The sequence below is a fragment of the Brevundimonas sp. genome (assembly GCF_013912005.1).
GTDB lineage: Bacteria > Pseudomonadota > Alphaproteobacteria > Caulobacterales > Caulobacteraceae > Brevundimonas.
The window spans coordinates 43,250-69,591 of record NZ_JACESB010000014.1; the positions used below are offsets into that span (position 1 = coordinate 43,250).

Here is a 26,342-nt window from a genome sequence, read left to right on the forward strand (position 1 = left end):
TGTGGTTCTTGAGGCACGACCCCGCCGCCTGACGGCGCTGTTCGGACGTCTGCTGGCGGGAGCCGCCGGTCGCGCCTCGGCAACTGCTCAGTCGCCTGCATTTGATCTTGCTCCGACCTGCCGCCTTCTCTAGACGGGCCGCTTAACCGACAACCCGACCGTTCCCGCGCCGGCCGCCTGCCCGCGCCGGGTTCGCGTGCGCGAGTACTGCCCATGCCCAAGCGGACCGACATCCAGTCCATCCTCATCATCGGGGCGGGTCCGATCGTGATCGGACAGGCGTGCGAGTTCGACTATTCGGGCGTGCAGGCGTGCAAGGCGCTGAAGGCCGAGGGGTACCGGGTCATCCTGGTCAACTCCAACCCGGCCACCATCATGACCGATCCCGAGGTGGCCGACGCCACCTACATCGAACCGATCACGCCGGAGATGGTCGAGAAGATCATCGCCGCCGAGAAGCCGGACGCCCTGCTGCCGACCATGGGCGGCCAGACCGCGCTGAACACCGCCCTGGCGCTCGAGCGCTCCGGCGCCCTCGCCCGGCACGGGGTCGAGATGATCGGCGCGAAGGCGGACGTCATCGACAAGGCCGAGGACCGCCAGAAATTCCGCGACGCCATGGACAAGCTCGGGCTCGAGAGCCCGCGCTCCAAGGCCATCCACCACATCGACGAGGCCGAGGACGCGCTCGCCTTCGTCGGCCTGCCGGCCATCATCCGCCCCAGCTTCACCCTCGCCGGCACCGGCGGCGGCATCGCCTACAATGTCGAGGAGTTCCGCGAGATCGTGGAACGCGGCCTCGACCTCTCGCCGACCACCGAGGTGCTGATCGAGGAGAGCGTGCTCGGCTGGAAGGAGTACGAGATGGAGGTGGTCCGCGACCGGGCGGACAACTGCATCATCGTCTGCTCGATCGAAAACGTGGACCCGATGGGCGTCCACACCGGCGACTCGATCACCGTCGCCCCCGCGCTGACGCTGACCGACAAGGAATACCAGCGCATGCGGACCGGCTCGATCAACGTGCTGCGCGAGATCGGGGTCGAGACCGGCGGGTCCAACGTGCAGTGGGCGATCAATCCGAAGGACGGCCGCATGGTCGTCATCGAGATGAACCCGCGCGTGTCCCGCTCCTCGGCCCTGGCGTCCAAGGCCACCGGCTTCCCGATCGCCAAGGTCGCCGCCCGGCTGGCCGTCGGCTACACCCTGGACGAGCTCCAGAACGACATCACGCAGGTGACGCCCGCCTCGTTCGAGCCGTCGATCGACTACGTCGTCACCAAGATCCCGCGGTTCGCCTTCGAGAAATATCCGGGCTCCGAGCCGCTGCTGACCACCTCGATGAAGTCGGTGGGCGAGGTGATGGCCATCGGTCGCACCTTCCAGGAGTCGATGCAGAAGGCCCTGCGCGGGCTGGAGACCGGCCTGACCGGCTTCAACGAGGTCGAGATCGACGGCGTCGCGGATGTCGACGACGAAGCCTCGGCGCGCGCCGCCGTCGTTCGCGCGCTGGGCCAGCCGACGCCGGACCGCATCCGCGTCATCGCCCAGGCTTTCCGCCACGGGCTCACCGTCGAGGAGGTCGAGGCGGCCTGTTCGTACGAGCCGTGGTTCCTGCGCCAGATCGCCGACATCGTGCGCACCGAGGGCCATATCCGCGTGCAGGGCCTGCCGACCGACGCCGGGGCCTTCCGCCGGCTGAAGTCGAAGGGCTTCTCCGACGCCCGGCTGGCGCAGCTGACCGGCACGACCGAGGCCGAGGTGCGCAAGGCCCGCCGCGCCCTGGGCGTCCGCCCGGTGTTCAAGCGCATCGACACCTGCGCCGCCGAGTTCGCCAGCGCCACCGCCTACATGTACTCGACCTACGAGACCGGCGCCCTGGGCCAGGTTCCCGCCTGCGAGGCTGAGCCGTCCGACCGCCGCAAGGCGGTGATCCTCGGCGGCGGTCCGAACCGCATCGGGCAGGGGATCGAGTTCGACTACTGCTGCTGTCACGCGGCTTTCGCCTTCGCCGACATCGGCGTCGAGTCGATCATGGTCAACTGCAACCCCGAGACGGTGTCGACCGACTACGACACCTCGGACCGGCTGTATTTCGAGCCGCTGACGGCCGAGGACGTGCTGGAGCTGATCGACGTCGAGCGCTCGAAGGGCGAGCTGCTGGGCGTGGTGGTGCAGTTCGGCGGCCAGACGCCGCTCAAGCTGGCGCACGCGCTGCAGGCGGACGGCGTGCCGATCCTGGGCACCAGCGTCGACTCCATCGACCTCGCCGAGGACCGCGAGCGGTTCCAGCAGATGCTGCACGAGATCGGGCTGATGCAGCCGCCGAACGGCCTGGCCCGCTCGGCCGAGGAGGCCGCGCGGAAGGCCGAGGAGGTCGGCTATCCGGTCGTGCTGCGCCCCTCCTACGTGCTGGGCGGCCGCGGCATGCAGATCGTCCACGACCGCGAGCAGCTGGACCGCTACGTCCATGAGGCGATGCAGGTCTCGGGCGACGATCCCGTGCTGATCGACCACTACCTGAACCGCGCCACCGAGGTGGACGTAGACGCCCTGTGCGACGACGAGACGGTTTTCGTGGCCGGGGTGCTGGAGCACATCGAGGAGGCCGGGGTGCACTCGGGCGACAGCGCCTGCTCGATGCCGCCCTACTCCCTGTCCGCCGCGACCATCGCCGAGCTGAAGCGCCAGACGGCGGAGATGGCCCGGGCCCTGAAGGTCCGGGGCCTGATGAACGTCCAGTTCGCCATCGAGGAGCCGCACTCCGACGCGCCGCGCATCTTCGTGCTCGAGGTCAATCCGCGCGCCAGCCGCACCGTCCCCTTCGTGGCCAAGACCATGGGCGCGCCGGTCGCCGCCATCGCCGCCAAGGTGATGGCCGGCGAGAAGCTGGCCGGCTTCGGCCTCGTCGACCGGCCGCTGGACCACATCGCGGTCAAGGAGGCGGTGTTCCCGTTCGCCCGCTTCGCCGGGGTCGACACCGTGCTGGGCCCGGAGATGCGCTCGACCGGCGAGGTCATGGGCCTCGACTGGAAGCGCGAGGGCGAGGCCGACCTGCAGCCCGCCTTCGCCCGCGCCTTCGCCAAGAGTCAGATCGGCGGCGGCACCCTGCTGCCGGTCGCCGGTTGCGCCTTCGTCTCCGTCAAGGACGACGACAAGCCGTTCGTGCTCGAGGCGGCCCGCGCCCTGCTGGCCGAGGGCTTCACCCTGATCGCCACCGGGGGCACCCACGCCTTCCTCGAGCAGCAGGGCCTGCGGGTCGGGCATGTGAAGAAGGTGCTGGAGGGCCGGCCCCACATCGTCGACGCGATGAAGAACGGCGAGGTCCAGCTGGTCATCAACACCACCGAGGGCAAGCAGTCGCTGCAGGACAGCTTCTCCCTGCGCCGCACGGCGCTGATGATGAAGATCCCCTACTACACCACCGTCCCCGCGGCGGTGGCGGCGGCGCGGGCGATCGCGGCGATCAAGGCGGGCGACCTCGACGTGCGGCCGGTGCAGGACTACGCCTGACCCGGTCGGGCGGCGCCGCCCTTTCGGGTCAGATCCCGGCCCCCGCCTCCGGATCGGCGGTCGCGTCCCTGCCCTCGACGATGCGGGCGGCGGCGAGGTCGGCGGTGACGTTGCCGATGGTGCGGAAGATGTCGGGGACCACCTCGACCGCCAGCAGCAGGGGCAGGACCTCCAGCGGCAGGCCCATGACGATGGCGATCGGGGCGATGGAGGCGAAGAAGCTGACCTGGCCGGGCAGGCCCACCGTGCCGACGCTGACCGCCAGCGCGGTCACCCCGCCGGCCAGCAGCACGCCCGGCGACAGCTCGATGCCGTACAGGTGGGCGACGTAGATGCACACGGCGAGGTTGGCGACGGTGGAGGTGATGCGGAACACCGCCACCGCCAGCGGCAGCACCAGACCGGCGGTCGCCGCCGAGACCCCGAGGCGGTCGCGGGCGCGCTCGACCATCACCGGCAGGCAGGCCAGCGACGACTGGGTCGAGAAGGCGACGACCTGGGCGGGGGCGGCGGCCCGGGCGAAACGCGGCAGGGTGACCCGGCCCCAGAGCACGGCGACGGCGTAGGTCAGCAGGATCAGGCCGACGAGGGAGAGAACGACGAGGGCGATGTAGTGGCCGAGCACCCCGGCGGCGCCGAGCCCGGCCCGCAGGCCCACCCCCAGCGACAGGGCGAAGACCCCGATCGGGGCCGCCCGCAGCACCCAGTGCACGATGACGATCATGGTCTCGGCCACGGCCTCGAAGAAGACCGTCATCGGCTGGCGCAGCCGGCCCGGCAGGCGGGTCGCCGCGAAGCCGAAGACGATGGCGAAGACCACGATCCCGAGGATGGCGTCGTCAGCCGCGGCGCGCACCGGGTTCGACGGCGCGAGGCTGGTCAGGAAGGCGGCCAGGCCGCCGCCGCCGAGGTTCTCGCGCACGGCGGCGTCGCCGTGGGCGCCGGCCAGCAGCAGGCGGGCGCCGTCCGGGTCGATCGGCCACAGCACGTGCAGCCCCTGCGAGACCAGCACGCCGTAGAGCGTCGCCCCGACCAGCAGGGCGGCGAAGACCCAGACCGCCTTCAGCGCCAGACGGCCGGTGGCGGCCGCGTCGGCGATCGAGGCGATGCCGGTGACCAGCAGGCTGAAGACCAAGGGGATGATGGTCATGCGCAGGGCGTTGAGCCACAGCTGGCCGGCGACCAGGGCGGCGAGCACCTGCAGGCTGAGCGAGGACAGGACGGCGGCGGTGCGGGAGCGGGTCATCCGCGGAAGCTAGGCGGGCCGCGCCGCCGGGTCGAGCACTTCCGCGAGCCCGGCCGCGGCGGCGGCGAGGGCGCCGGGCGAGAGCTCGGGCAGCTCCAGCCGGCGCAGGATCGGGCGTTGGCGGGCGGCGGCGCTGCGGCGGTAGGCCGGATCGTAGTGCGCCTCGATCAGGACCTCCGCCAGCCCGGCGATCTGACCCCCGGCCGCCATGGCCCGCCAGGCGGCGATCTCGGCCCGGGCGTGGTGGCGCGGCAGGCGGCCCAGCGCCTCGTCGAGGGCGGCGGGATCGGCGGCGATGTCGCCGTAGTCCGAGACGATCCGCGCCACCCGGGCGTCCAGCGGCGCGGCCAGTTCGACCGCGGGGGCGGCGGCGAGGGCGGCCCACAGGGCGGGCGGCACGACCCGCTCGCCGATGCGGCTGCTCTCGGCCTCGACCACCACCGGGCGGGACGGGTCGAGGCGCGACAGGGCGTCGTGCAGGGCCGTCTCGAAAGCCTTCTGCGACGGCTGCCCGCCGGGCAGGGCGCCGAACAGCGAGCCGCGGTGGGCGGCCAGGGCCTCGAGGTCGAGCGTCTGCACGCCGCGGGCCGCGAGCGCCTGCAGCAGGGCGGTCTTGCCGCAGCCGGTCGGGCCGTCGAGGGCGACGAGGCGGTGCGGCAGGGGCGCGTCGTACAGGGCCGCCACGACCTGGCGCCGCCACGTCCGGTAGCCGCCCTCCAGCAGGGTGACCGGCCAGCCGACCTGCTCCATCACGGCGACCATGGCCCCCGAGCGCTGGCCGCCGCGCCAGCAGTAGACCAGCGGCCGGAACCCGCCCCCGACGTCGGCGAGGGCCCCTTCAAGGTGGCCGGCGATGTTGCGGGCGACGAGGGCCGCGCCGGCGCGCCGGGCCTCGAACTTCGAGCCCTGCACATATTCCGTCCCGACCGTGGCGCGCTGGGCGTCGTCGAGGACGGGCAGGTTGACGGCGCCGGGCAGGTGGTCCTCGGCGAACTCCGACGGGCTGCGCACGTCGATGACGGCCTCGAAGGCGTCGCGGGCGGCCGGCGACAGGTCCGTGGTCCGGCGGATCACGGGACCACCCGGACCCGGGGCGGGCCCTCGACCACCCGGCCGACCACCTCGAAGCCGGTCCCGTTGGTCCGTGCGAAGGCGGCGAGGTCGTCCAGCTCCGCCCCGGCTACGGCGATGAGCAGGCCGCCGGAGGTCTGGGGATCCGTCAGCAGGTCGCGCCGCCAGGGCTCCAACCCGTCCGGCAGGGCGACCTCGGCCCCGTAGCTGGCCCAGTTGCGGGTCGAGGCGCCGGTGCGGACACCTCCCTCGAGCAGGTCGCGCACGCCCGACAGCATCGGCGGGGCGGCGCCGATCTCGACCGTCGCGCCGGCCCCGCGGGCCATCTCCAGGGCGTGGCCGAGCAGGCCGAAGCCGGTGACGTCGGTGAGGGCGTGCACGCCGGGGCGGCCGGCCAGCTTCGCCCCGAAGCTGTTCAGCCGCGTGGTCGTCTCCATCAGGGCCCGGTAGCCCTCGCCGTCGAGCCGCTCCTGCCGGAAGGCGGCGCTGAGCACGCCGACGCCGAGCGGCTTGGTCAGGACCAGCACGTCGCCGGGCCGCGCGCCGCGATTGGTCAGCACCCGGTCGGGGTGGACGAGGCCCATGACGGCGAGGCCGTAGATCGGCTCGACGCTGTCGATCGAGTGGCCGCCGGCGACGGGGATCCCGGCGGCCGTGCAGGCGGCGGCGCCGCCCTGCAGCACCCGCCCGATGGTGCGCGGCGACAGCACGTTGACCGGCATGCCGACGATGGCGAGGGCGAGGATCGGCGTCCCGCCCATGGCGTAGACGTCGGACAGGGCGTTGGTGGCGGCGATCTGACCGAAGTGGAAGGGATCGTCGACGACCGGCATGAAGAAGTCGGTGGTGGCGATCAGGGCCTGCTGGTCATTGAGGCGCCAGACCGCGGCGTCGTCCGAGGTCTCGGTCCCCACCAGCAGGTCGGCGAACGGCGCGGCCTGCGGGGTGAAGGCCAGCATGTCGCGCAGCACGCCCGGGGCGATCTTGCAGCCGCAGCCGCCGCCGTGGGCGAGAGAGGTCAGGCGGGGTTCGGCGGCGTCGGTCATGCACGCGGCTTAGGGCGAAACCGAGCGTGAACTCAACTGCGGGGGGCGGATGATACCCTCGCCTGATGAAGCGTTTCCTGCTGATGACCGCCGCCGCCCTTCTCTCCGCCCTCCCCGCCGCGGCCCAGGACGCCCGCCCCCGGACCTGGGCCAATCCGGTCGACCTCGACTACAAGTACAACTTCGAGCAGACCCATCAGGGGATCAGCTACCGCACCGGCGCTGACCCGGCGATCGTGCTGCACCGGGATCGATACTTCCTCTTCCAGACGCTGGCCGACGGCTACTGGACCAGCGGGAATCTCGTCGACTGGACCTATGTGCGCCCCGACAAATGGCCCTTCGAGGGGCACGTGGCGCCGGCGGCGGTGTCGGACGGCGAGCGGCTGTACCTGATGCAGTCGGCGTTCGAGCCGCGGCCGCTGCTGGTCAGCGAGCATCCGGAGACTGGCCGGTGGGACTGGCACACACGCCAGCTGCCGCCGGTGCCGGGTGCGGTGAGCCGGGGCGAGGAAGGCCGCTACGGCGACGGCGGCCTCCCTGAGGGCAAGCTGCCGCCGGGGCCGTGGGATCCCGGCCTGTTCATCGACGACGACGGGCGCTGGTACCTCTACTGGGGCTCATCGAACGTCTATCCGATCTACGGCGCCGAGATCGATCCGACCCCCCCGGTGCGCTTTGTGAGCGAGCCGGCGGCGCTGGGGCGGCTGGATCCGGCGCGGCACGGCTGGGAACGGTTCGGGGAGAACCATTCCGGCGGCCTGCCCGACGGCACGTCCATCCCGCCCTACATCGAGGGCGCCTGGATGACGAAACACGGGGGGCGGTACTACCTGCAGTACGGGGCGCCGGGGACCGAGTACAACGCCTACGCCAACGGCGTCTGGGTCTCCGACACTCCGCTGGGGCCGTTCGAGTACGCCGACTACAACCCCGTCAGCTACAAGCCCGGCGGCTTCGTCGAGGGCGCCGGCCATGGCTCGACCTTCCAGGACCGGCACGGCAACTGGTGGAACAGCGGCACCCCGTGGATCGGCCACAACTGGCGCTTCGAGCGCCGCATCGCGATGTTCCCGGGCGGCTTCACCCCGGACGGGGAGATGCACTTCATCACCCGCTTCGGCGACTACCCCCAGCGCCTGCCGACGGGGTTGGTGGAGAACCCGGAGAGCCTGTTCACCGGCTGGTTCCCCCTGTCCTACAAGGTCGAGGCGACCGCCTCCTCGACCCGGGGCGACTTCGCGCCCGCCCGGGCCGTGGACGAGAACCCGCGCACCTTCTGGGTCGCCGATCGCAACGCCGCCGGAGAGACCCTGACCCTCGACCTGGGCGGGTTGAAGCGGGTGCACGCGGTGCAGGTCAACTACGCCGACCACGAGAGCGGCATCTACGCCGAGCGGCCGGACATCCGCACCCGGTTCCGGATCCTGTGGTCGCGGGACGGTCAGGACTGGGGGGTGTTCGCCGACCTCTCGAACTCCGACCGGGACCGGCCCAACGCCTATGTCGAGGGCGAGACGCCGGTCGACGCCCGTTTCATCCGCTACGAGCACGGCGAGGTCGCCGCCGCCAACCTGGCGATCGCCGACCTGCGGGTCTTCGGCACGACGGACGGCCTCGCCCCCGGGACGCCGTCCCTGCGCGTGGAGCGCGACGCCGACCCGCGGAACGCCCGGGTCCGCGTCGAGCCGGTGTCGAACGCCCTCGGCTACAACATCCGCTGGGGTACGGCGCCGGACCGGCTGTTCCAGACGCACCAGGTCTATTTCGACGACCTGCGCGAGATGGACGACCGGCTGGAGGTGCGGGCGCTGAACACCGGCGTGGACTACTGGTTCGCCGTCGAGGCCTTTTCGCCGGCGGGCGTGTCTCCGCCGAGCCGACCGGTCCGGGCTCCGGCGCGCTGAAGACGCTGGACGGACGCTGCGTCAACGCCTCACAACAGGGCGCCGCTTCGGAGGTCCGCCCATGATCGTCGTCCACCATCTGAACGACTCCCGCTCGCAGCGGGTGCTGTGGCTGCTCGAGGAGCTGGGGGCGGATTACGAGATCCGCCGCTACGAGCGGGACCCGAAGACCCTGCTGGCCCCGCGCGAGCTGCGGGCGGTCCACCCGCTGGGCAAGTCGCCGGTCATCGAGCACGACGGCGTCGTGGTCGCGGAGACCGGCGCCATCATCGAACACCTGCTCGAGGCCTTTCCGGAATCGGGTCTTCGCCCGCCGGTCGGGACCGCGCCGGGCCGTCGCTTCACCTACTGGATGCACTACGCCGAGGGCTCGGCGATGACGCCCCTGCTGCTGAAGCTGGTGTTCAGCCAGATCCCGAAGCGGACGCCGGTGCTGGTCCGGCCGGTGGCGAAGGCGATCTCGCGGAAGGTCGACGCCACGCTCGTCGCGCCGCAGATCCGCGACCACATCGCCTGGTGGGAGGCCGAACTCGGCCGCGGCGGCTGGTTCGCCGGCGAGGCCTTCTCGGCCGCCGACATCATGATGAGCTTCCCGGTCGAGGCCGCCGGGGCCCGGGTCGGCTTCGGCCCGGACCGCCCGAACTGCCGCGCCTTTCTCGATCGCATCCACGCCCGGCCGGCGTACCGGCGGGCCCTGGCCCGGGGCGGGGCGTACGCCTACGCTCCCGCCGCGGAATGACCCCAATCGGCGGCGCAACCGGCGGAACGGCGGGGCGTTAACGGCTCCATGCGTCTGAAGATGATCCAGATCGTCGCCGCCCTGGCGGCCGCCGTCGCCTTCCTGCTGGCCTTCATGGCCGCCGGCGTGGTGTTCGTGTCGACCCTGTTCATGATCGCGGGCCTGGCCGCGGTGGCGTGGCTGGCGTGGAGCCTGCTTCGTGCCGGAAACCGGGGTCGCCGTCCGGCGCGGGCGGGCCGCCCTTGAACCTTGGGCCCGGGCGCCCTACCCTCTCTGGCCGGTCGCGCGCGCCCTGCGATCCCTGTGCCGAGTCGTCTTTCAGTCGGGCGTAACAAGAAACTCACGACATCATGGAAAAAGTGCCGATGACGGCCGAGGGCTACCGCGTCCTCGACGATCAGCTGAAGCAATTGAAGTCGGTCGAAAGGCCGAGCGTCATCGCGGCCATCTCCGAGGCCCGCGAGCACGGCGACCTGTCCGAAAACGCCGAGTACCACGCGGCGAAGGAGCGGCAGGGCTGGATCGAGGGCCAGATCGCCGAGATCGAGGACAAGATCAGCCGCGCCCAGGTGATCGACGTCACCAAGCTGTCGGGCGATGTCGTCAAGTTCGGCGCGACCGTCACCGTGGTCGACGAGGACACCGAGGAAGAGGGCACCTACCAGATCGTCGGCGAACACGAAGCCGACGTGAAGGCGGGCAAGATCTCCGTCTCGTCCCCGATCGCCCGCGCCCTGATCTCCAAGGAGGTCGGCGACGTGGTCGAGGTCAACACGCCCGGCGGCGTGAAGGCCTACGAAATCCTCAAGGTCGAGTGGAAGTAGGCCGACCCGGCCCGCTTTCGATCCGGGTCGTTTCGGACGGCCGGATCGGCATGGAGAACCAGGCGCTGGGGCTGGCGGAAGCCGTCCAGCGCCTTTCGCCGTCGACGATCGAGGTGCGCCGCATCCGCTGGCGCAAGGCCTTCGACCGCCTGCCCTCGGCGCTGAAGGCGCCGTGGATGCTCGACCCGGCGTCGGATCCCGTCTTCCCGGCCCCGGGCGAACCCTGGCCGGACCTGTGGATCGCCACCGGCCGCGCCACCCTGCCCCTGTCGCTGCGGGCGAAGGCGCGCAGCGGGGGCCGCACCCTCGTCGTCCAGACCCAGGATCCGCGCTGGCGCACCGGGGCCTTCGACCTGGTCGTGGCGCCACGGCACGACGCGGTGACGGGGCCCAACGTGCTGTCGATCACCGGCTCGCCGCACCGGATCACCCCGGACCGGCTCGCCGCGGCCGCGCCGGCCTTCGCCGGGCGGATAGAGGGTCTGCCGCGGCCCCGGGTCGCGGTGCTCGTCGGCGGCGCCTCCCGCGCCCACGATCTGCCGGAAGCCCACGCCGCGGCCCTGGCCGACCGCATCGCCGCGGCGGTGGAGGCGGCGGGCGGCTCGCTGTTGCTGACCTTCTCGCGGCGCACGCCGGAAGCGGCCAAGACCGCCATGTCCGCGCGCCTGTCGTCCCTGCCCGGCTGGATCTGGGACGGGACCGGCGCCAATCCCTACTTCGCCTTCCTGCACTACGCCGACCATGTGCTCGTCACCGAGGACAGCGCCAACATGGCGGCCGAAGCGGCCTCCACCGGCAAGCCGGTGCACGTCCTGCCGATGGTCCCGCGCAAGGCCGGGGACAAGTTCGCCCGCCTGCACGCCGACCTGCGCGAGCGCGGCGCGGCGCGGCTCTTCGACGGCTCCCTGGACAGCTGGGCCTACGCGCCGCTGGCGGAGACGGAGCGCGCGGCGAAGGCGGTGCTCGAGACGCTGGCCCGCCCCTAGGGACGCGGCTCGTCCTCCGGGGGCGTCTTGGTCGCGTCGTTCTTGCTCCGGGCGCGGCCCGCCTGGTCGAGCGCCACGCCGAGCCCGGCGCCGATCGCCACGCCGAGTCCCAGCCCCAGCGCCACATTGTCGGTCGCCACGCCCAGCCCCGCGCCGATGGCGAGGCCGAGGCCGATCCCGACGCCCAGAAAGCTGCGCCCTTCCATAACTGACTCCCGGTTGCCGCCGATGGGCCGGGGAGCCTAGCATGCCCCCATGAACCTCGCAGCCCTCGCCCTCGCCATGCTTCTGATCGGCCCGCAGGTCGCGAAGGAGCCCGTCCACCAGCCGGACCGCGTCCGCGAGGGCTGCGGCTATCTGACCGGCTCCAACACCCTGATCCCGATCGAGGTGGGCCTGTTCTTCGAGGGCGACCCGCCGTTCGCCGACGCGTACGGTCAGGCGATCCGCGTCGGCACGCGCTGGATGCACCCGGACCAGGCGCCCTACCCGACGGGGGCCAGCCGGTCGTGGTTCCGCGACGGGGATCCCATCACCTTCGAGGGACGCCGCTATGTGAAGCACGGCCTTCCGCGGGTGTACGCGCTGGACGAGCTGGAGCTCGTCGGCGAGCATGACGGTCTCGCCGTGCTGACGGGCGGACTGCTGCCCGGCCAGTCGGAACCGACGCTCTTCCTGCTCAGCGAGCCCGCCAGCTGCGGATTCCAGCCGTACCGGGCCGGCTAGCGTCTCCCCCCGGCGGTGAATCGCGCCTAGATAGGCGCATGAGCACTCCCCGCACTGTCCGCGTCGCTATCATCGGGTCCGGCCCCGCCGGCTGGACCGCCGCCATCTACGCCGCCCGCGCCCTGCTGAACCCGGTGGTCATCGCCGGCCTGCAGCCTGGCGGGCAGCTGACCATCACCACCGATGTGGAGAACTATCCCGGCTTCGCCGACGTCATCCAGGGGCCCTGGCTGATGGAGCAGATGCAGAAGCAGGCGGAGCACGTCGGGACCGAGGTGATCCACGACATCGTGGTCAAGGCGGACCTGTCGCAACGGCCGTTCCGGCTGACCCTCGACAGCGGCGCCGAGATGCTGGCCGAGACGGTCATCATCGCCACGGGCGCCCAGGCCAAGTGGCTGGGACTGGAGAGCGAGGCGAAGTACCAGGGCTTCGGCGTCTCGGCCTGCGCCACCTGCGACGGCTTCTTCTACCGCGGCAAGGAGGTCATCGTGGTCGGCGGCGGCAACACCGCGGTCGAGGAGGCGCTGTTCCTGACCAACTTCGCCTCGAAGGTCACCGTCGTGCACCGGCGCGACGAGTTCCGGGCCGAACGGATCCTGCAGGACCGCCTGTTCGCCAATCCGAAGGTCGAGGTGATCTGGGATTCCGCCATCGACGAGATCCTCGGCGAAACCAACGCCATGGGCGGCGTCAACGTCACAGGGGCCCGGCTGAAGAACGTGAAGACGGGCGAGCTCCGGGATCTGGCGGCTGACGGCGTCTTCATCGCCATCGGCCACGCCCCCGCCTCCCAGCTGTTCGCGGGGCAGCTGGAGATGAACGCCGGCGGCTATCTGAAGGTGAAGCCCGGCACGGCGGCGACGGAGGTCGAGGGCGTCTGGGCGGCGGGCGACGTGACCGACGACATCTACCGCCAGGCGGTCACCGCGGCGGGCATGGGCTGCATGGCGGCGCTGGAAGCCGTGCGCTTCCTCGCCGAACAGGACCACAAGGCCGAAGGCCACCCGATCCCGCACCGGGAAGCGGAGAAGATCGGCGTCTGGTGACGCCGGCCGGCCTCAGCCGAACAGCTGCAGCTGGGGCGGGGCGTACTGCACCGGCTCGCCGGTGCGGCGGCGCAGGGCGTAGTCCACCGCCGTCTGCACGGCGCGCTCGTCTGTCGGCTTCGACAGCACGCCGATGGTGCCCGCCACGCCCTGCCGGACCATGCCGGGATTGGCGGTCATGAACAGGACCGTGACCCCCATCTCCTGCCCGAGTTCCCGCCCCAGCTCCACGCCGGTCGGACCGTCGGACAGATGGATGTCCACCAGCGCCAGATCGACGTCGTTCTCGCGCACCAGATTGCGCGCCGTCCGCGCATCGGCGACCGTCCCCACGACCTCGTGACCCAGGTCCTCCAGCACGAACTGGAGCTCCATGGCCACGAGAGCCTCGTCTTCGACAATCAGGATACGGGCGGTCATTCGGAAGGCGCAGTCAGTCTGGTGTGAGGGCGCACGCTAGGGCGTCGGATGTGAACGTCCTGTTGCGTTGCGGGTTTCACGCCTAAGTCGTCGGCGCGACAATTTGCGCCGCCCGTCGCCGCGACAGGGCGGTCGCGGGCAGGTCGGCCACCACCGTCAGGCCGGACGGCTCCCAGGTGCGCGTCAGCCGGCCGCCCAGCTGGCCCTCGACGGACAGGGTCGCCAGCGAACTGCCGAAGCCGGTCCGCCGGGGCTCGCCTTCCACCCCCGGCCCGCCGCGCTCGGTCCAGGTCAGGACGAACCGGTCGGGCGTGCGGCGGGTGTCCAGATCGACCCGCCCGCCCTCCACCGACAGGGCTCCGTACTTGGCGGCGTTGGTGGCCAGTTCATGGAACAGCAGGGCCACCGAGGTGGCGGCCTGGTCATCAAAGCTGGCGTCATCGCCGGACAGCCGCACCCGCGCCTCGCCGTCGGGCGCCGCATAGGGCTTGAACAGGTCGGACAGGAAGGCGTGCAGGGTCCGGGTCCCCACCGTCGGCCGCGAGGCCTCGGTGTGGGGCCGCACGAACTCGTGCGCCCGCGCCAGGGCGTTGATGCGGGTGCGCACCGCTGCGGCGAACTCCCGCGCCTCGGGATAGCGGCGCGCCGACAGGGCGATCAGCGCCGAGACCACGGCGAAGATGTTCTTGATGCGGTGGCTGAGCTCCTGGCTGAGCAGCTCCTTGGCCTGCTCCATCCGCTTCAGGTCGTCGATGTCGGTGCAGGTGCCGTACCAGCGGACGATCCGCCCGTCCGGCCCCCGCAGCGGCATGGCCCGGCCCAGGGTCCAGCGGTAGATCCCGTCGTGGCGCCGCAGGCGGTACTCGATCTCGTAGGGCTCGCCCGTCTCCAGCGAATGCGCCCAGCGCGCCCGGGCCCGCTCCTGGTCGTCGGGGTGGAACATGCCGTTCCAGGCCTCGCCGTCCGTCGATCCCTCCGGCACGCCGGTGAACTCGTACCAGCGGGCGTTATAGTAGTCGTGGAAGCCGTCCGGGCGGGTGGACCAGACCATCTGCGGCATGGCGTCGGCGATGGCGGCGAGCGCCTCGTAGCGGTCGCGGGCGCGTTCCTCGGACAAGGTCGATCTGTCGGTATGCTGCACGCGCGGGCCTCAAGCGGCGCCGTGCGCCTGTTCCGGCTGCCTAAATGCCATGGCGGGACAGACGTTGCACCGGCGACTTCAAGTCACTGTGTCGGGCGCCCGACTTCCTCCACCGCCATGGCCACGGCGCCCGGAACGGCCGGCGCGGGCGTCGGCGCGGCCGGCGCCGGGGCCTCGAAGGCCGCCAGCCGCTCGTTGATCGCCGCGATGTCGGCCGGCGTGGCCTGGCGTCGGCCGCCGAGCGAGGCGACGCCGACGACCCGGGTCTGGCCGTCGATCTCGACGGTCCGCTCCGCCTCGGCCTTGCTCTCCGCCGGCGCGTCGGCCGCCAGTTGCAGGCGGGGACGGGCGAAGCGGGCCTCGTCGATCGCCGGCTCGCGTCCGGCGTAGGCCTGGCGGAACGCCGCGGGTTCGCCGTAGACGCCCTTCCAGCGGTAGAAGATGTGCGCGCCGATCTGGGTCAGCTTGTTCAGGGTCGGCGCCCACCACGGCCGGACATAGTCGGCATGATAGTGGGTGGCCGTCCCGACGCGGACCGCGACGTGGCCGGCCAGGGCCCGGTCCGCCACCCGTTGCGCCCGGTCCCAGGCCCAGCGCACCGGCGGGTGGGCCAGCGACCCGTCGCAGGTGAAGCTGAACTGGCAGCCGGTGGTGCGCTCGGCGCCTTCGTACACCACGCCGCAGATGCTGTTGGCGTAGTTCGGGTCCCGGACGCGGTTGAGGATGACCTGCGCCACCGCCTCCTGCCCGACCTCGGGTTCGAGCGCCGCCTCGTAGTAGATGGCCTGGGTCAGGCAGCGCCGCGCCCGGCGGCGGTCTTCGGCGGTGGCCGGCTTGAATTCGAACGGACGGGCGGCCCTGAGCAGCCCCGCCGACCCGGGCGTGGCGGCGTTCAGCCGGATCGCCTCGAGACCGCTGGCGCCGAGATCCAGCGTCGGCTTGCCCGCCAGGGTCAGGCTCTCCCAGCCGGGCGTCAGGCCATAGAGCGCGGGGCGCCGCGCGGCGGGATCGTGGCGGCGGGCGATGGCCACCTGGGAGGGCGTCATGCGCGCGGCGATGGCGGCCAGACCGCGATCGGACAGGTCGCCGCCGGTGATCTGGCGGACGGCCTCGGCGCGGCGGTCGATCTCCGGCCGCGGCGTCGACGAGGCCGAGATGGCGACGCCGACCACCGCCAGCGCCGCCGGCGCGGCGGCGGCGAGGCGGCGGGTCGTCCTGCCGGGGCGTCTCCAGTCGATGGCCAAGTTCAACTCCTCTGCGGCGCAGGCGCCGGTCCGGGCTTCATGCCTGCGAAGCAGGGCGCTTTTCAGGCGAAAAAACACTGTCATTCAAGGGGCCGGGCCTGCGGAACGTCCCGGCCGCAGGCCGGTCTTGATCTGGCTCCACAGACACAGCGGGTCTCCGGCCCCTGCAGATAGGCGGGTCGGAGCGCGCCGCAAGCCGTCCGCGCCGTCGCGAGGAACGCATTGAGGACGAAGGCGTTGCAGTTGGTCGCGCGGAAGCGGCACGGGGGGTGAATGGGCGCGGTCACCGGCCTTGGACGGTTGTTCGACATTGATGCCGGCGTCAGTCGACTGGCGCGTGTAAGGCCTCGTCCGTGGTGGGCGTCGGTCCTGATCGGACTCGCCTGCGCCGCGGTCATGCTGCTGGTGCGCAAGGCCCTGTCCGGCTTCTATGCGGAAGTCACGGGCTTCATGATCCTGCTGCCGGCCGTGATCGTGGCGGCCCTGTCGGCGGGACGCGCGGCGGGTCTCGTCGCGCTCGTCGCCTGCCTGCTCGGCGGATGGGCGATGCTCGGTCTCGACGCCGTCGGGGCGGGGGTCGGCAATCGCCTCGGCAAGGTGGCGACGACCAACTTCATCCTCGTCGGCCTCTTCTCCACCGTCGTCGCCGCCTCCCTGCGCAAGGCGCTTCGCCGGCTGGATGTGACGGTGGAGGAGCACCGCGCCGCCGCCGCGCGGGTGGTCGACACCGAGGGGCGGCTCCACCTGATCAGCGAGCTGGCCCCGGTCATGCTGTGGATGAGCGACGAGCACGGCGCCTGCGTGCACCTGAACCAGGCGCTGCGGCGTTTCTGGGGGATCGAGGAGGGGTCTGGCGAGCTCGACTTCACGCGCTACCTGCATCCCGACGACCGCGACCGGGTGATCGCCGCGACCACCGGGGCCCTGGCCGCGCGGGCGCTGCTGGACGTGGAGGCGCGCTACCAGCGTGCGGACGGCGAGTGGCGGGTGGTGCACACCGAGGCGCGTCCGCGCTTCGACGCGGAGGGCGCCTTCCGCGGCATGATCGGCGTCAACGTCGACGTCACCGACGCCCGGGCGGCCGAAGCGGCGCTGCGCGAGCGCGAGGCCCAGCTGCAGGCCATGGTCCACCAGGCTTCGGCGGGGATCGCCCGGGTCGCGCTCGACGGCTCGATCGTTTCGGCCAATGCGCGCTACGCCGAAATCCTCGGCCTGCCGCATGACCGCGTGGCGGGGCTGACGACCGAGGCGGTCAGCCATCCCGAGGACGTCGAGCGCACGCGCGTCGCCCTGCGCGAGGCGCTCCGCAGCGGCGGCGCCCAGCTGGAGAAACGCTACATCCGCCCGGACGGCTCAACCGTCTGGGTGGTGATCAGCATCCGCGCCCTGACCGGCCCCGGCGGCCTCGTCGAGGGCTATATCGCCGTGGTCGTCGACATCAGCGACGCCAAGGCCGCCGAGGCGGCGCTGCGCGAAAGCGAGCAGCGGTTCCGGTTGATGGCCGACACCGCGCCCTCCCCGGTCTGGCTGACCAACGCCGCGGGCGAGGTCGAATTCGTCAACGCCGCGCTGGTGGAATTCTACGGCCGCCCGGCCGAGGACATCCTCGGCCACGTGTGGCGGCTGGCCCTGCATCCGGACGACGTCCCGCTCGTCAACGAGGCTCAGCAGGCCCGGCGGCCCCTGCACGAACCCTACGGATTCGAGGCCCGGTTCCAGCGGGCGGACGGGGCGTGGCGCTGGATGCGGGTGGCGGTCAACCCGCGCTTCGACGCCGACGGCGGCTTCCTCGGCTACGTCGGCATGTCCTTCGACGTGACCGACACGCGCGAGGCCATCGAGGCGGTGGCGCGGCAGGAGCGGCGACAGTCCTTCCTGCTTGGCCTGATCGACTCCCTGCGCGACCTGACCACGGCCGAGGCCATCATGGTCCGGGTCGAGGAGGCCCTGGGCGAGGAGCTGGGCGCCGCCCGCGTCGGCTACGGCGAGGTCGACCAGCAGCGCGGCCTGGTGCGGATGACCCGCGACTGGACCACGGGCGTCGCCAGCGCCGCCGGCGAGTTCCCGCTGGAGCAGATGGGCTCCGGCCTGATCGCCGACCTCGCCGAGGGCCGGTCCATCCGCATTCCGGACGTGCGCGAGGATCCCCGCACCAGCGACGCCCTGCCCGTGCTCGAACGGCTGCAGACCCGCTCCCTGATCCGGGCGCCGCTGATCCGGGGCGGCCGCCTGCGCGCCTTCCTCTACGCCCACGACTCCCGGGTCCGCGAATGGACTGACGAGGAGTGCGAGCTCCTGCAGGAGGTGGCGGCGCGCACCTGGGCCGAGATCGAGCGCACCCGGGCCGAGGCGGAGGTGCGCGAGAGCGAGGAGCGGTTCCGCGCGATCGCCGACACGGCGCCGGTGCTGATCTGGGTCACCGGCCAGGACCGCGTGCGCGCCTTCGTGAACCAGGCCTATGTGGCCTTCTACGGCGGGACCTATGAGGAGGCGCGCCTCGGGGACTGGCGCGCCGCAATCCACCCCGACGACCAGGAGCGAATCCTGCAGGAGTCGCTGGCCGGCGAGGCGACCCGCCAGCCCTTCTCGCTGGAGGGGCGCTATCGCCACCACGACGGCGAGTACCGCTGGCTCAAATCCTTCAGCCGGCCCCGCTTCGGCGCCGACGGCGAGGTCATCGGCTTCGTCGGCGTCGCCTTCGACGTCACCGACATGCGCGAGTCCCAGGCGCGGCTGCTGGAGTCCGAGACCCGCTTCCGCACGGTGGCCGACAGCGCCCCGGCGCAGATCTGGATGACCGGCCCGGACGGCGGCCTCGCCTTCGCCAACCGGCGCTACAAGGCCTTCTTCAATCTTGGCGACGGCGATCTGGCGGCCGGCTGGGCCGCCGCCGAGGCGCGCTTCCGCCTGCACGACTTCCGCGCCGCCTTCGAGGCGGCGGTCGAGCGCCGCGACCGCTTCGAGGGCCTGATGGCGATCGACCACCCGCAGCTCGGCCGGCGTTGGCTGCGCTGCGAGGGCATTCCCCGCTTCGACGGCGCCGGGCGGTTCCAGGGCTACGTCGGCGCCAACATCGACGTGACCGAAGCCAAGCAGGCCGAACAGGATCTCAAGCGCATCAACGAGCTGCTCGAGGAGCGCGTGGGCGAGGCGCTGGCCGAGAAGGCCAAGGCCGAGGCCGACCTGATGCATGCCCAGCGGATGGAGGCGGTCGGGCGGCTCACCGGCGGGGTGGCCCACGACTTCAACAACCTGCTCACGGTCGTGATCGGCGCGCTCGACATGATGCTGCGCTCGCCCGCCGACTCAGAGCGCCAGCGCAAGCTGGGCGAGGCGGCCCTTTCGGCGGCCCGGCGGGGCGAGGGACTGACCCACCAGCTGCTGGCCTTCTCGCGCCGGCAGGCGCTGCGGCCGGAGCCGACCGACCTCAACGCCCTGATCCGCGAGAGCGAGCCGCTGCTGCGCCGCGCCGTCGGCGAGGCGGTGGAGTTCGGACTGAAGCTCCGCCGCGGCGGCGCCCGCGTGAACGTCGACCCGGCGCAGTTCGAGGCCGCCCTGCTCAATCTCGTCGTCAACGCCCGCGACGCCGTCGGGGATCACGGGCGCATCACCGTGCGGACCGAGAGCTGCAAGGTCGCCGCGGGCGAGATCGCCGAGCTTCCGCCCGGCGACTACATGTGCGTCAGCGTCCGCGACGACGGCCCCGGCATGGATCCGGAGGTCGTGCGCCGCGCCTTCGAGCCCTTCTTCACCACCAAGGCTGTGGGCAAGGGCACAGGCCTGGGCCTCAGCCAGGTCTACGGCTTCGCCCGCCAGAGCGGCGGCGGCGTTCGCATCAATTCAGCGCCCGGCGAAGGCTCAGACATCCGCATCTACCTGCCGCCGATCGAGCGCCAGGACCGCCCCGCCCCGGTCCCCGCCGCCGCGCCGCCGGCCGACAGCCTGGTGGGTCGCCGCCTGCTGCTCGTCGAGGACGATCCGGGCGTGGCGGCGGTCGCGGTGGAGTTGCTGGAGACGCTCGGACTCGAGGTGCGGACGGTCGACACCGGTCCCAAGGCCTTGGAAGCCCTGGCCGGAGAGCGCTTCGACCTGATGCTCAGCGATGTCGTGATGCCCGGCGGCATGACCGGCATCGAGCTGTCGCGGCAGTGCGCGCGCGACTATCCGGAGATGCGGATCGTGCTCACCTCGGGTTACGCCGGCGAGGACGTCGATCAGGCTCTGGCGGACGCGCCGTGGCCCTTCCTGCGCAAGCCCTATTCGGGCGAGCAGCTGGCGCAGGTTCTGGCGGGGAGCCGTCGGCCCGGGGCGGAATGACCCGCCCCGGACGGGTGGGTCAGCGCTGGCGCGCCTTGCGCGCGGCGTAGCGGGCGTCGCGCGCCGCCTTCTGCTCTTCCTTGGTGAGCTGCTTGCGCTCCTTGCGGGCCGCGCGACGGGCGGCCTCGACCGCCTCCTGGGCGGCCTGTTCGGCGGCCATGCGGGCGGCTTCCTTCTCGGCCTTCTCGCGACGCGCCTCGGCCTTGGCCAGCTCGTGCTCGCGGCGCAGCGCCTCCTTCTCGGCGGCGCGCTTCTCGGCGAGCTTCTCGAACTCGGGGTCGGGCGCGGCGGGCTTGGGCTTGAAGCGGGCCAGGAGCGCCTTCTTGGCCTCCTGCTGGGCGGCGAGGCGGTCGGTGAAGGCGGTCTGTTTCAGATCTCTCATGCGAGGAGTCGTCGTATCCTTTGATCAGGGCGTCAGCTGCGCGAGCACGCGACGGGCGGCGCTCGGCCGCGGCGGGCGGGTCGGCTAACCCTATATAGGGGCCGAAAGCAAGATGCGCGCGCGGCTGCGCGCCCTGACGGTCTCCAGGTGTGTCAGTTCGGCTTCTCTGCGTGGCCGGCCGCTGCGCCGGCGGCGCCGCCGACCGCCGCGCCCACCGGGCCGGCGACCACGGCCCCGGCGATCGCCCCGGTCGCCGCCTTCTGTTCGATGGTCGCGCCGCAGGCGGCGGCGGAAAGGCCCAGACCGGCGACGGCGAGAACGGTGACGAGGCTGCGCATGCGTGAATCTCCTGTGTGCGGCTGAACGTTGGCCCGGCGGCCCCGGTTCCGTCGCGGGGCGCAAGAAGAGCCCGCGCGGGGATTCACCGCCTCGACTACAGCCGCCGCCCCTCGCAACTGCAAAAAGTCGCGTCCGGGCACGCGAGCGTTAAGGCCCGGACGATCAATGCAGTATTCGCATCAACGACTTCAGCGATTGCCGCCGCCAGCCTGCAGCAGACTGTCCACATACATTCCGGGCGGAACGCGATGTTGCGCCGCAGCACAATCTTGCGAATCGACCACATTCAGGCCACAAACGGCTGGCTTAAGGCGCGACCTCTATGCCCGGCCTGTCCGGGCGCTGTGACTTCTGCAGCCGGATTGCGACCCACCGTCGCCCGGCGGCGAGACTACCCGGGGGCGGCGCTGCGCCCTGCCGAACAGGACTGGATCGTTGCCGACTCCCTCGCAGATGCGTGCGAACCTTGCTGCCGACCACGTGGCCCGGATTCGGCCCGCGACGGCCGCAGCCCTGTTCGGCGCCCTGCTCGGACTGTCCGTCGGCGGCGCCTGGCTGGGCGGCGCGGCGGCCAAGGCTTCGACCCTGCGGGCCCAGGCGCAGCGCATCGAGGGCGCCACGGCGGCCGGCTTCACCGAGGAAGCGCTGGCCGCCGCCGCGGGCGGTCTCGACGAGAGCGCCCTCGCCATCGCCCGTCGGCATGACCCCTACACCGTCGCCGGACCGAGCCGACGCGACCGCCAGGCCGAGTTGCTGACCGCGCGTCTCGAGCAGCTGCGCGGCGATTCCGCCCAGGTCGGCCTGCGCCACGTCAGCCTGACCGGGCCGGTCGCGGCCCAGCCCTTCCGCCTCGGCAGCGCCCTCGACGCCTCCCGCGACCTCGAATGCCTGACCCAGGCCGCCTACTACGAAGCGCGCGGCGAAGGCCGCGACGGGATGAGGGCGGTGGCCCAGGTGGTGCTCAACCGCGTCCGCCACCCCGCCTTCCCCAAGACCGTCTGCGGCGTGGTGTTCCAGGGCGCCGGCCGGCGCACCGGCTGCCAGTTCAGCTTCACCTGCGACGGATCCATGCGGGGCCGGGTCAACCGCGCCGCCTGGAACCGCGCCCGCGACATCGCCTCGGCCGCCCTCTCCGGCGAGGTCTACGCCCGCGTCGGGAACGCCACCCACTTCCACACCACCGCCGTCGCTCCGGGCTGGCGCCACACCCTCGTCCGGGTCGGGCAGGTGGGCGATCACCTGTTCTACCGCTTTGGCGGTCGGGCCGGGTCGCGCGCCGCCTTCTCCTACGCCGCCGCCGAACCGTCCGCCGAGGCGGAGGCTCCGCGCCTGATCCAGGCCAGTCTCGACCCCACCGCCACCGCCCGCGAGGCCGGAGCCGTCGCCTACAGCCTGCTGCTGGCGCAGGAAGGCCGGGCCCTCCCGGAGCCCGCCGCTCCGTCGGCGTCCGCGCCGCCCGCCGCCTCCCGGCCGCAGCCCGCCGGCGCGGCGGGGGGCGCCGCCCGTCCCGCCAGCCCGCCGGCGGCGGACCGGCCCGAGCCGGCCGAGACCCCCACGCCCGCCGCCTGAACCGTCAGGCGTCGCGATGCCCCTTCGACGACCGGCGGTCGTCGATGTGACTGTGCTTGAGGTCGCGCTCGCCGCCGCCGCCGGAGATCTTGCTGTTGCGGGGATTGGTCGGGCCGCCGTCCCGCGGGTCCTCGAACGCAGGCGGCTCCTGTTTCGCGTTCTGGTGGCTCGAACCCGGGCCGCCCCAGCGCTTCTCGTCGACCGGCTCCGGCGTGTGCTGGTTGTTGTCGGTCATGATCAGCGGTCCTGCTGGTAGCCCTGGTGGGTGGTGTTCCGCTTGATGTCCCCGAACCGGCCCTGCTGGGCGGTGTTCAGGTCGGCGTCGCCGGGCTGGCCGGTGCGCACATTGGTGTGCAGATCGCGCCGGTCGGCGTCCTCCGCCTGCGTCTGGCTCTGCGCGCCCTTGTCGGCGTAGCTGCGCTGCTCTTTCGGGATTTTCGGGGCGTGGCTCATGGTGGTCTCCTTCCGTCAGAGAGGAAACCGCCCGCCTTCCGCCTCGTTCCGTAGCGCCGTTCGGCCGCTCAGGCCGGCAGGGCGTCCAGGCCGACGTCCAGCGACGGCGCCGAGTGGGTCAGGGCCCCGACCGAGATGACGTCCACGCCGGTCTCCGCGATCGCCCGCACCGTCTCCAGCGAGACCCCGCCGGACGCCTCCAGGACAGGCCGGGCGACGCCGGACGCGCGCACCCGCGCCACCGCCTCCGCCAGCATCGGCAGCGAGAAGTTGTCCAGCATGACCACCTCCGGACGCTCCGCCAGCGCCTCGTCCAGCTGATCCAGCCCGTCGACCTCCACCTCGACCTTCATCAGGTGCCCGGCGGCGGCCCGGGCCCGACGCACGGCCGCGCCGACGCCGCCGCACACCGCCACGTGGTTGTCCTTGATCAGGATCGCGTCATCGAGGCCGAAGCGGTGATTCAGCCCCCCGCCGCAGGCCACCGCATGCTTCTCCAGCGCGCGCAGGCCGGGGGTGGTCTTGCGCGTGTCGGCGATGCGGGCGCCCGTGCCGGCCACCGCGTCCACATAGGCCCGCGTCAGGGTCGCCACGCCGCACAGGCGGCCGAGCAGGTTCAGCGCGGTGCGCTCGGCGGCCAGCAGGGCGCGGGCGTCCGCCTCGACCTCGACCAGCGTCGCGCCGGCTTCGAACGCTGCGCTGTCCCGCAGCCGGGGCTCGACCGTGGCGGCCGGGTCGAGAGCCCGCACCGCCAGCCGGACGCAGTCCACCCCCGCCAGAACCCCCGGCCGGCGCGCGACGAACGCCGCCCGCAGGCGGGCGTCGGCCGGGATGCAGGCCCGGGCGGTCACGTCGCCGGCGCGGCCAAGGTCCTCGGCGAGCGCAAGCCGCACCACCGGTTCGATCAGGATGTCAGGCAGCATGGCTCTGGAGCAGCTCGGAGAGATCAATGGGGAGGCGGTCGGAGATCACGGGCGTCGGCGCCCCCCTGCCGCGCGTCTTCGCGGTCATTCCGGACGCCGGCCGCCACTATGCCGCCGCTTCCGCATCCGCGAAAGCGGAGGCCGCCGCAGGTTGCCGGCGGAGCCGGGTATGTCGCGCCACCGGGTCGGGTTGCGGGAAGTCCGCGCGGAAATGGCCGCCGCGGCTTTCCCGCCGCGCCAGCGCCGCCTCTGCGATCAGCCGCGCCGCGCTCACCGGCAGCGGCGTCGGCCCGTCCCGCCCTTCGGCCTCCAGCCGGTCCAGCAGGTCGACCAGGTTGCGCAGTCCGGGGCCGGTGCGGATCACGCCCGCGAGGTCGCTCATCCCCAGGCGCAGCTGGGCCAGCTCCCGCGCCGACAGATCCCGCGGCGGCGGGCCCGCCCGGCGGACGCGTGCGCCGGCGGTCGATTCCTGCGCCGCCCGCCGTCCGGCCCGGCGTCCGAACGCCGCCGCCTCGAGCAGGGAGTTGGAGGCCAGCCGGTTGGCGCCGTGAACCCCCGTCGCCGCGCACTCGCCGACCGCGAACAACCCGGGCACGGCCGTGCGGCCGTCGGGGTCGGCGGCGATCCCGCCCATGTGGTAGTGCGCCGCCGCCGCCACCGGGATCGGAGCCTCGCGCGGGTCCAGCCCGGCGCGCATGCAGGCGGCGAACACCGCCGGGAAGGCCTCCGGAAAGGCGCGGCCGACCGCGCCGCGGGCGTCGAGGAAGGCGCCGCGCCCCTCGGCGCGCGCCGCATGCACCGCCCGCGCCACCACGTCGCGCGGGGCGAGGTCGGCGTCCGCCGCCTCGCCCAGCAGGAAGGCGCCGGTCCGGTCGACCAGACGCGCCCCTTCCCCGCGCAGCGCCTCGGTGGCCAGCGGCATCGGATCGAGCCCGACGTCGATCGCCGTCGGATGGAACTGGACGAACTCCGGATCGAGGATCTCGGCCCCGGCCCGCCAGGCCAGCGCCATGCCCTCGCCCAGCAGGGCGGTCGGGGTGGTGGTCCGGGCGTAGAGGCCGGCCGCCCCGCCGGTGGCCAGCACCACGGCCGGCGCCAGCACCTCGACCATCCGCCCGTCGCGCTCGATCAGGGCGCCGCGCACCCGTCCCTCGCCGTCCTGCAGCAGGCCGCGCAGACGGGCGTCCTCCCACGTCTCCACGTGCGGCGCCGCGCGCACCGCCGCCGCCAGCGCCGAGAGGATGGCCTTGCCCGCGCCGTCGCCGCCCACCCGGGCGACGCGCGGCCGCGAATGGGCGGCCTCCAGGCTGACGGCGAAGCCGCCCTCCGGGTCGCGGTCGAACGGCGCTCCGAGCCCCGCGAGCCATTCGACCGTGGCCCGGCCGTCGTCGGTCAGGGTCCGAACCGTCCCCGGGTTCACGAGGCCGGCTCCGGCCGCCGCCGTATCCGCGGCGTGCAGGGCCGGGGTGTCGATGGGCGTCAGGGCCGCGGCCACGCCGCCCTGCGCCCAGGCCGACGAACAGGCCTGCAGCAGCGGCGCCGGGGCGACGACGAGGGTCGGGCGCGGCGCGCTTTCCAGCGCCGCCGAAAGCCCGGCCAGTCCCCCGCCGACGATCAGCGGCCCGTCGTGGACGATGCGGCTCACCGTCCGACGCCGAGATAGCCGCCGGCGATGGATAGGGCGCCGGGCAGGGATCCCTCGGCCAGAGGCATCACCGCCGCCACGCCGACCCCGGCGCAAGCCGCGGCCGTGGCCACGAACAGGCCGACGCTCGCGAGCGACTCCCGCACGGTCAGCGGCCGCCCCTCCGGGCGCCAGGCGCCGCGCCGCAGGTGGCCGATCAGGGCGATGGCGAGGAAGGCGGCGAGAATGAATCGCCCGGTGCTGACGCCCCACCAGACCACCAGCGCCCCGACCGCGATCATGGCCAGTTGCTCCAGCATCGGATGGACCCGCGCCAGCACCGGCCCCAGCGCCTTGGAGCCGTCCAGCGGCGGCGCGGGCGCGAGATTGACGAGGTTGATCAGGGCGATGATCCCGGCGCCGAGCAGCCAGACCCCCTGCCCGGTGGCGATGAACAGGCCGAAGAAGGGGATGGCGGCCAGCAGGCCGAAGGCGGGCCCGGCCAGCGAGACCAGCACCCCGTGCCATTCGCTCTGCGGCAGGCGCTGGCTGCGGGCCACCCCGCCGAGGAAGGGAACGATGTAGATCCGCGCCGGGCCCATGCCGAGCCGGTTCATCGCCAGCACGTGGCCGTACTCGTGGACGAACAGGCCCCAGATGGCCGCCGCCGCGATCACCCAGCTGCCGCTCAGCCACCAGATCAGGCCGCCCAGCAGCAGGGTGGAGACGATCGCCCAGACCGGATGCTGGCCCTTGTCCAGCGGCGGCTCGGCGACAGGGGCGCGCGGCGCGGGCGCCAGCGCAGCGGGGGCGGGGGCGGGGG

24 protein-coding genes are annotated in these 26,342 nt (G+C 72.7%); 10 read left to right on the plus strand and 14 right to left on the minus strand.

Going from position 1 to position 26,342, the window contains the following annotated elements:
- Positions 1 to 213 precede the first annotated feature (213 nt).
- Positions 214 to 3,513: a carbamoyl-phosphate synthase large subunit gene (gene carB, locus H2038_RS10400; RefSeq protein ID WP_292112632.1), complete on the plus strand. Its 3,300-nt coding sequence runs from the start codon at positions 214 to 216 to the stop codon at positions 3,511 to 3,513.
- Between the two features lie 28 nt (positions 3,514 to 3,541).
- Here the strand turns inward: carB and H2038_RS10405 are convergent, their stop codons facing one another.
- Genes H2038_RS10405 through selD form a run of 3 tightly spaced genes read right to left on the minus strand, consistent with a single transcriptional unit; the run spans position 3,542 to position 6,876 of the window.
- Positions 3,542 to 4,759 carry a cation:dicarboxylase symporter family transporter gene (locus H2038_RS10405; protein ID WP_292112635.1) on the minus strand — a complete coding sequence of 406 codons (1,218 nt, stop codon included), beginning with the start codon at positions 4,757 to 4,759 and terminating at the stop codon, positions 3,542 to 3,544.
- Between the two features lie 9 nt (positions 4,760 to 4,768).
- The gene (mnmH, locus tag H2038_RS10410) at positions 4,769 to 5,833 is read right to left on the minus strand and encodes a tRNA 2-selenouridine(34) synthase MnmH (protein WP_292112638.1); all 1,065 of its coding nucleotides are present in this window, start codon (positions 5,831 to 5,833) and stop codon (positions 4,769 to 4,771) included.
- Positions 5,830 to 6,876: a selenide, water dikinase SelD gene (gene selD / locus H2038_RS10415; protein WP_292112642.1), complete on the minus strand. Its 1,047-nt coding sequence runs from the start codon at positions 6,874 to 6,876 to the stop codon at positions 5,830 to 5,832. The genes mnmH and selD overlap by 4 nt, the downstream gene beginning before the upstream one ends.
- A 65-nt stretch (positions 6,877 to 6,941) precedes the next feature.
- On the opposite strand from selD, the gene H2038_RS10420 reads away from it, so the two are divergent.
- From H2038_RS10420 to H2038_RS10440, 5 genes are all read left to right on the plus strand, one after another.
- Entirely contained in the window at positions 6,942 to 8,783 is a 1,842-nt protein-coding gene (locus H2038_RS10420; protein WP_292112644.1) for a family 43 glycosylhydrolase, read from the plus strand.
- A 61-nt stretch (positions 8,784 to 8,844) separates the two neighbouring features.
- On the plus strand, positions 8,845 to 9,522 hold the full coding sequence (locus H2038_RS10425; RefSeq protein WP_292112645.1) for a glutathione S-transferase: 678 nt from the start codon (positions 8,845 to 8,847) through the stop codon (positions 9,520 to 9,522).
- A gap of 48 nt (positions 9,523 to 9,570) precedes the next feature.
- Positions 9,571 to 9,768 carry a hypothetical protein gene (locus tag H2038_RS10430; protein ID WP_292112646.1) on the plus strand — a complete coding sequence of 66 codons (198 nt, stop codon included), beginning with the start codon at positions 9,571 to 9,573 and terminating at the stop codon, positions 9,766 to 9,768.
- A gap of 104 nt (positions 9,769 to 9,872) precedes the next feature.
- On the plus strand, positions 9,873 to 10,346 hold the full coding sequence (gene greA, locus H2038_RS10435) for a transcription elongation factor GreA (RefSeq protein WP_292112649.1): 474 nt from the start codon (positions 9,873 to 9,875) through the stop codon (positions 10,344 to 10,346).
- A gap of 50 nt (positions 10,347 to 10,396) precedes the next feature.
- Entirely contained in the window at positions 10,397 to 11,332 is a 936-nt protein-coding gene (locus tag H2038_RS10440; protein WP_292112652.1) for a mitochondrial fission ELM1 family protein, read from the plus strand.
- Here the strand turns inward: H2038_RS10440 and H2038_RS10445 are convergent.
- A complete protein-coding gene (locus H2038_RS10445; protein ID WP_292112654.1) occupies positions 11,329 to 11,538 on the minus strand; it encodes a hypothetical protein in 210 nt (69 codons plus the stop codon). The two genes, H2038_RS10440 and H2038_RS10445, sit on opposite strands and share 4 nt — an antisense overlap.
- Positions 11,539 to 11,587: 49 nt before the next feature.
- Here H2038_RS10445 and H2038_RS10450 point away from each other — a divergent pair, with 49 nt between their 5' ends.
- Together H2038_RS10450 and trxB are read left to right on the plus strand one after the other, a co-directional pair.
- On the plus strand, positions 11,588 to 12,058 hold the full coding sequence (locus H2038_RS10450; RefSeq protein WP_292112657.1) for a hypothetical protein: 471 nt from the start codon (positions 11,588 to 11,590) through the stop codon (positions 12,056 to 12,058).
- Positions 12,059 to 12,096: 38 nt separating this feature from the next.
- Positions 12,097 to 13,107, plus strand: a complete 1,011-nt coding sequence (gene trxB / locus H2038_RS10455) for a thioredoxin-disulfide reductase (RefSeq protein WP_292112659.1) — start codon at positions 12,097 to 12,099, stop codon at positions 13,105 to 13,107.
- Between the two features lie 12 nt (positions 13,108 to 13,119).
- Here the strand turns inward: trxB and H2038_RS10460 are convergent, their stop codons facing one another.
- The 3 genes from H2038_RS10460 to H2038_RS10470 all read right to left on the minus strand — a co-directional run bounded on the left by H2038_RS10460 (position 13,120) and on the right by H2038_RS10470 (position 15,912).
- A complete protein-coding gene (locus H2038_RS10460; protein WP_292112662.1) occupies positions 13,120 to 13,527 on the minus strand; it encodes a response regulator in 408 nt (135 codons plus the stop codon).
- Positions 13,528 to 13,609: 82 nt separating this feature from the next.
- Entirely contained in the window at positions 13,610 to 14,644 is a 1,035-nt protein-coding gene (locus tag H2038_RS10465; protein ID WP_292112666.1) for a PAS domain-containing protein, read from the minus strand.
- Between the two features lie 107 nt (positions 14,645 to 14,751).
- Positions 14,752 to 15,912: a cell wall hydrolase gene (locus H2038_RS10470; protein WP_292112669.1), complete on the minus strand. Its 1,161-nt coding sequence runs from the start codon at positions 15,910 to 15,912 to the stop codon at positions 14,752 to 14,754.
- Positions 15,913 to 16,212: 300 nt separating this feature from the next.
- Here H2038_RS10470 and H2038_RS10475 point away from each other — a divergent pair, with 300 nt between their 5' ends.
- Positions 16,213 to 20,229 carry a PAS domain S-box protein gene (locus H2038_RS10475; protein WP_292112671.1) on the plus strand — a complete coding sequence of 1,339 codons (4,017 nt, stop codon included), beginning with the start codon at positions 16,213 to 16,215 and terminating at the stop codon, positions 20,227 to 20,229.
- Positions 20,230 to 20,248: 19 nt separating this feature from the next.
- Here H2038_RS10475 and H2038_RS10480 read toward each other — a convergent pair whose 3' ends face one another.
- Positions 20,249 to 20,611: a DUF6481 family protein gene (locus H2038_RS10480; protein ID WP_292112674.1), complete on the minus strand. Its 363-nt coding sequence runs from the start codon at positions 20,609 to 20,611 to the stop codon at positions 20,249 to 20,251.
- 152 nt (positions 20,612 to 20,763) lie between these two features.
- Positions 20,764 to 20,949, minus strand: a complete 186-nt coding sequence (locus H2038_RS10485) for a hypothetical protein (RefSeq protein ID WP_292112676.1) — start codon at positions 20,947 to 20,949, stop codon at positions 20,764 to 20,766.
- Positions 20,950 to 21,430: 481 nt separating this feature from the next.
- Here H2038_RS10485 and H2038_RS10490 point away from each other — a divergent pair, with 481 nt between their 5' ends.
- Positions 21,431 to 22,519, plus strand: coding sequence for a cell wall hydrolase (locus H2038_RS10490; RefSeq protein ID WP_292112678.1), 1,089 nt, complete (start codon positions 21,431 to 21,433; stop codon positions 22,517 to 22,519).
- Between the two features lie 4 nt (positions 22,520 to 22,523).
- On the opposite strand, the gene H2038_RS10495 is transcribed toward H2038_RS10490, so the two are convergent.
- From H2038_RS10495 to H2038_RS10515, 5 genes are all read right to left on the minus strand, one after another.
- A complete protein-coding gene (locus H2038_RS10495; RefSeq protein ID WP_292112681.1) occupies positions 22,524 to 22,754 on the minus strand; it encodes a hypothetical protein in 231 nt (76 codons plus the stop codon).
- Positions 22,755 to 22,756: 2 nt separating this feature from the next.
- Positions 22,757 to 22,972 (minus strand): hypothetical protein, encoded by a 216-nt coding sequence (locus tag H2038_RS10500; protein WP_292112684.1) that lies wholly within the window; start codon positions 22,970 to 22,972, stop codon positions 22,757 to 22,759.
- A 68-nt stretch (positions 22,973 to 23,040) separates the two neighbouring features.
- Positions 23,041 to 23,895 (minus strand): carboxylating nicotinate-nucleotide diphosphorylase, encoded by an 855-nt coding sequence (nadC, locus tag H2038_RS10505; protein ID WP_292112686.1) that lies wholly within the window; start codon positions 23,893 to 23,895, stop codon positions 23,041 to 23,043.
- A 106-nt stretch (positions 23,896 to 24,001) separates the two neighbouring features.
- A complete protein-coding gene (locus tag H2038_RS10510; RefSeq protein ID WP_292112689.1) occupies positions 24,002 to 25,540 on the minus strand; it encodes an L-aspartate oxidase in 1,539 nt (512 codons plus the stop codon).
- Positions 25,537 to 26,342, minus strand: an 806-nt coding sequence (locus tag H2038_RS10515; protein ID WP_292112691.1) for a site-2 protease family protein, incomplete at its 5' end; no start/stop codon positions are given. The genes H2038_RS10510 and H2038_RS10515, both read right to left, overlap by 4 nt.

Coding starts and splice junctions, on each gene's coding strand:
- H2038_RS10440 (WP_292112652.1), top strand. CDS start 10,397: ATGGAGAACCAGGCGCTGGGGCTGGCGGAAGCCGTCCAGCGCCTTTCG.
- greA (WP_292112649.1), top strand. CDS start 9,873: ATGGAAAAAGTGCCGATGACGGCCGAGGGCTACCGCGTCCTCGACGAT.
- H2038_RS10485 (WP_292112676.1), bottom strand. CDS start 20,949: ATGCGCAGCCTCGTCACCGTTCTCGCCGTCGCCGGTCTGGGCCTTTCC.
- H2038_RS10430 (WP_292112646.1), top strand. CDS start 9,571: ATGCGTCTGAAGATGATCCAGATCGTCGCCGCCCTGGCGGCCGCCGTC.
- H2038_RS10405 (WP_292112635.1), bottom strand. CDS start 4,759: ATGACCCGCTCCCGCACCGCCGCCGTCCTGTCCTCGCTCAGCCTGCAG.
- H2038_RS10495 (WP_292112681.1), bottom strand. CDS start 22,754: ATGACCGACAACAACCAGCACACGCCGGAGCCGGTCGACGAGAAGCGC.
- H2038_RS10500 (WP_292112684.1), bottom strand. CDS start 22,972: ATGAGCCACGCCCCGAAAATCCCGAAAGAGCAGCGCAGCTACGCCGAC.
- H2038_RS10450 (WP_292112657.1), top strand. CDS start 11,588: ATGAACCTCGCAGCCCTCGCCCTCGCCATGCTTCTGATCGGCCCGCAG.
- H2038_RS10425 (WP_292112645.1), top strand. CDS start 8,845: ATGATCGTCGTCCACCATCTGAACGACTCCCGCTCGCAGCGGGTGCTG.
- carB (WP_292112632.1), top strand. CDS start 214: ATGCCCAAGCGGACCGACATCCAGTCCATCCTCATCATCGGGGCGGGT.
- nadC (WP_292112686.1), bottom strand. CDS start 23,895: ATGCTGCCTGACATCCTGATCGAACCGGTGGTGCGGCTTGCGCTCGCC.
- H2038_RS10480 (WP_292112674.1), bottom strand. CDS start 20,611: ATGAGAGATCTGAAACAGACCGCCTTCACCGACCGCCTCGCCGCCCAG.
- H2038_RS10460 (WP_292112662.1), bottom strand. CDS start 13,527: ATGACCGCCCGTATCCTGATTGTCGAAGACGAGGCTCTCGTGGCCATG.
- H2038_RS10445 (WP_292112654.1), bottom strand. CDS start 11,538: ATGGAAGGGCGCAGCTTTCTGGGCGTCGGGATCGGCCTCGGCCTCGCC.
- H2038_RS10420 (WP_292112644.1), top strand. CDS start 6,942: ATGAAGCGTTTCCTGCTGATGACCGCCGCCGCCCTTCTCTCCGCCCTC.
- selD (WP_292112642.1), bottom strand. CDS start 6,876: ATGACCGACGCCGCCGAACCCCGCCTGACCTCTCTCGCCCACGGCGGC.
- trxB (WP_292112659.1), top strand. CDS start 12,097: ATGAGCACTCCCCGCACTGTCCGCGTCGCTATCATCGGGTCCGGCCCC.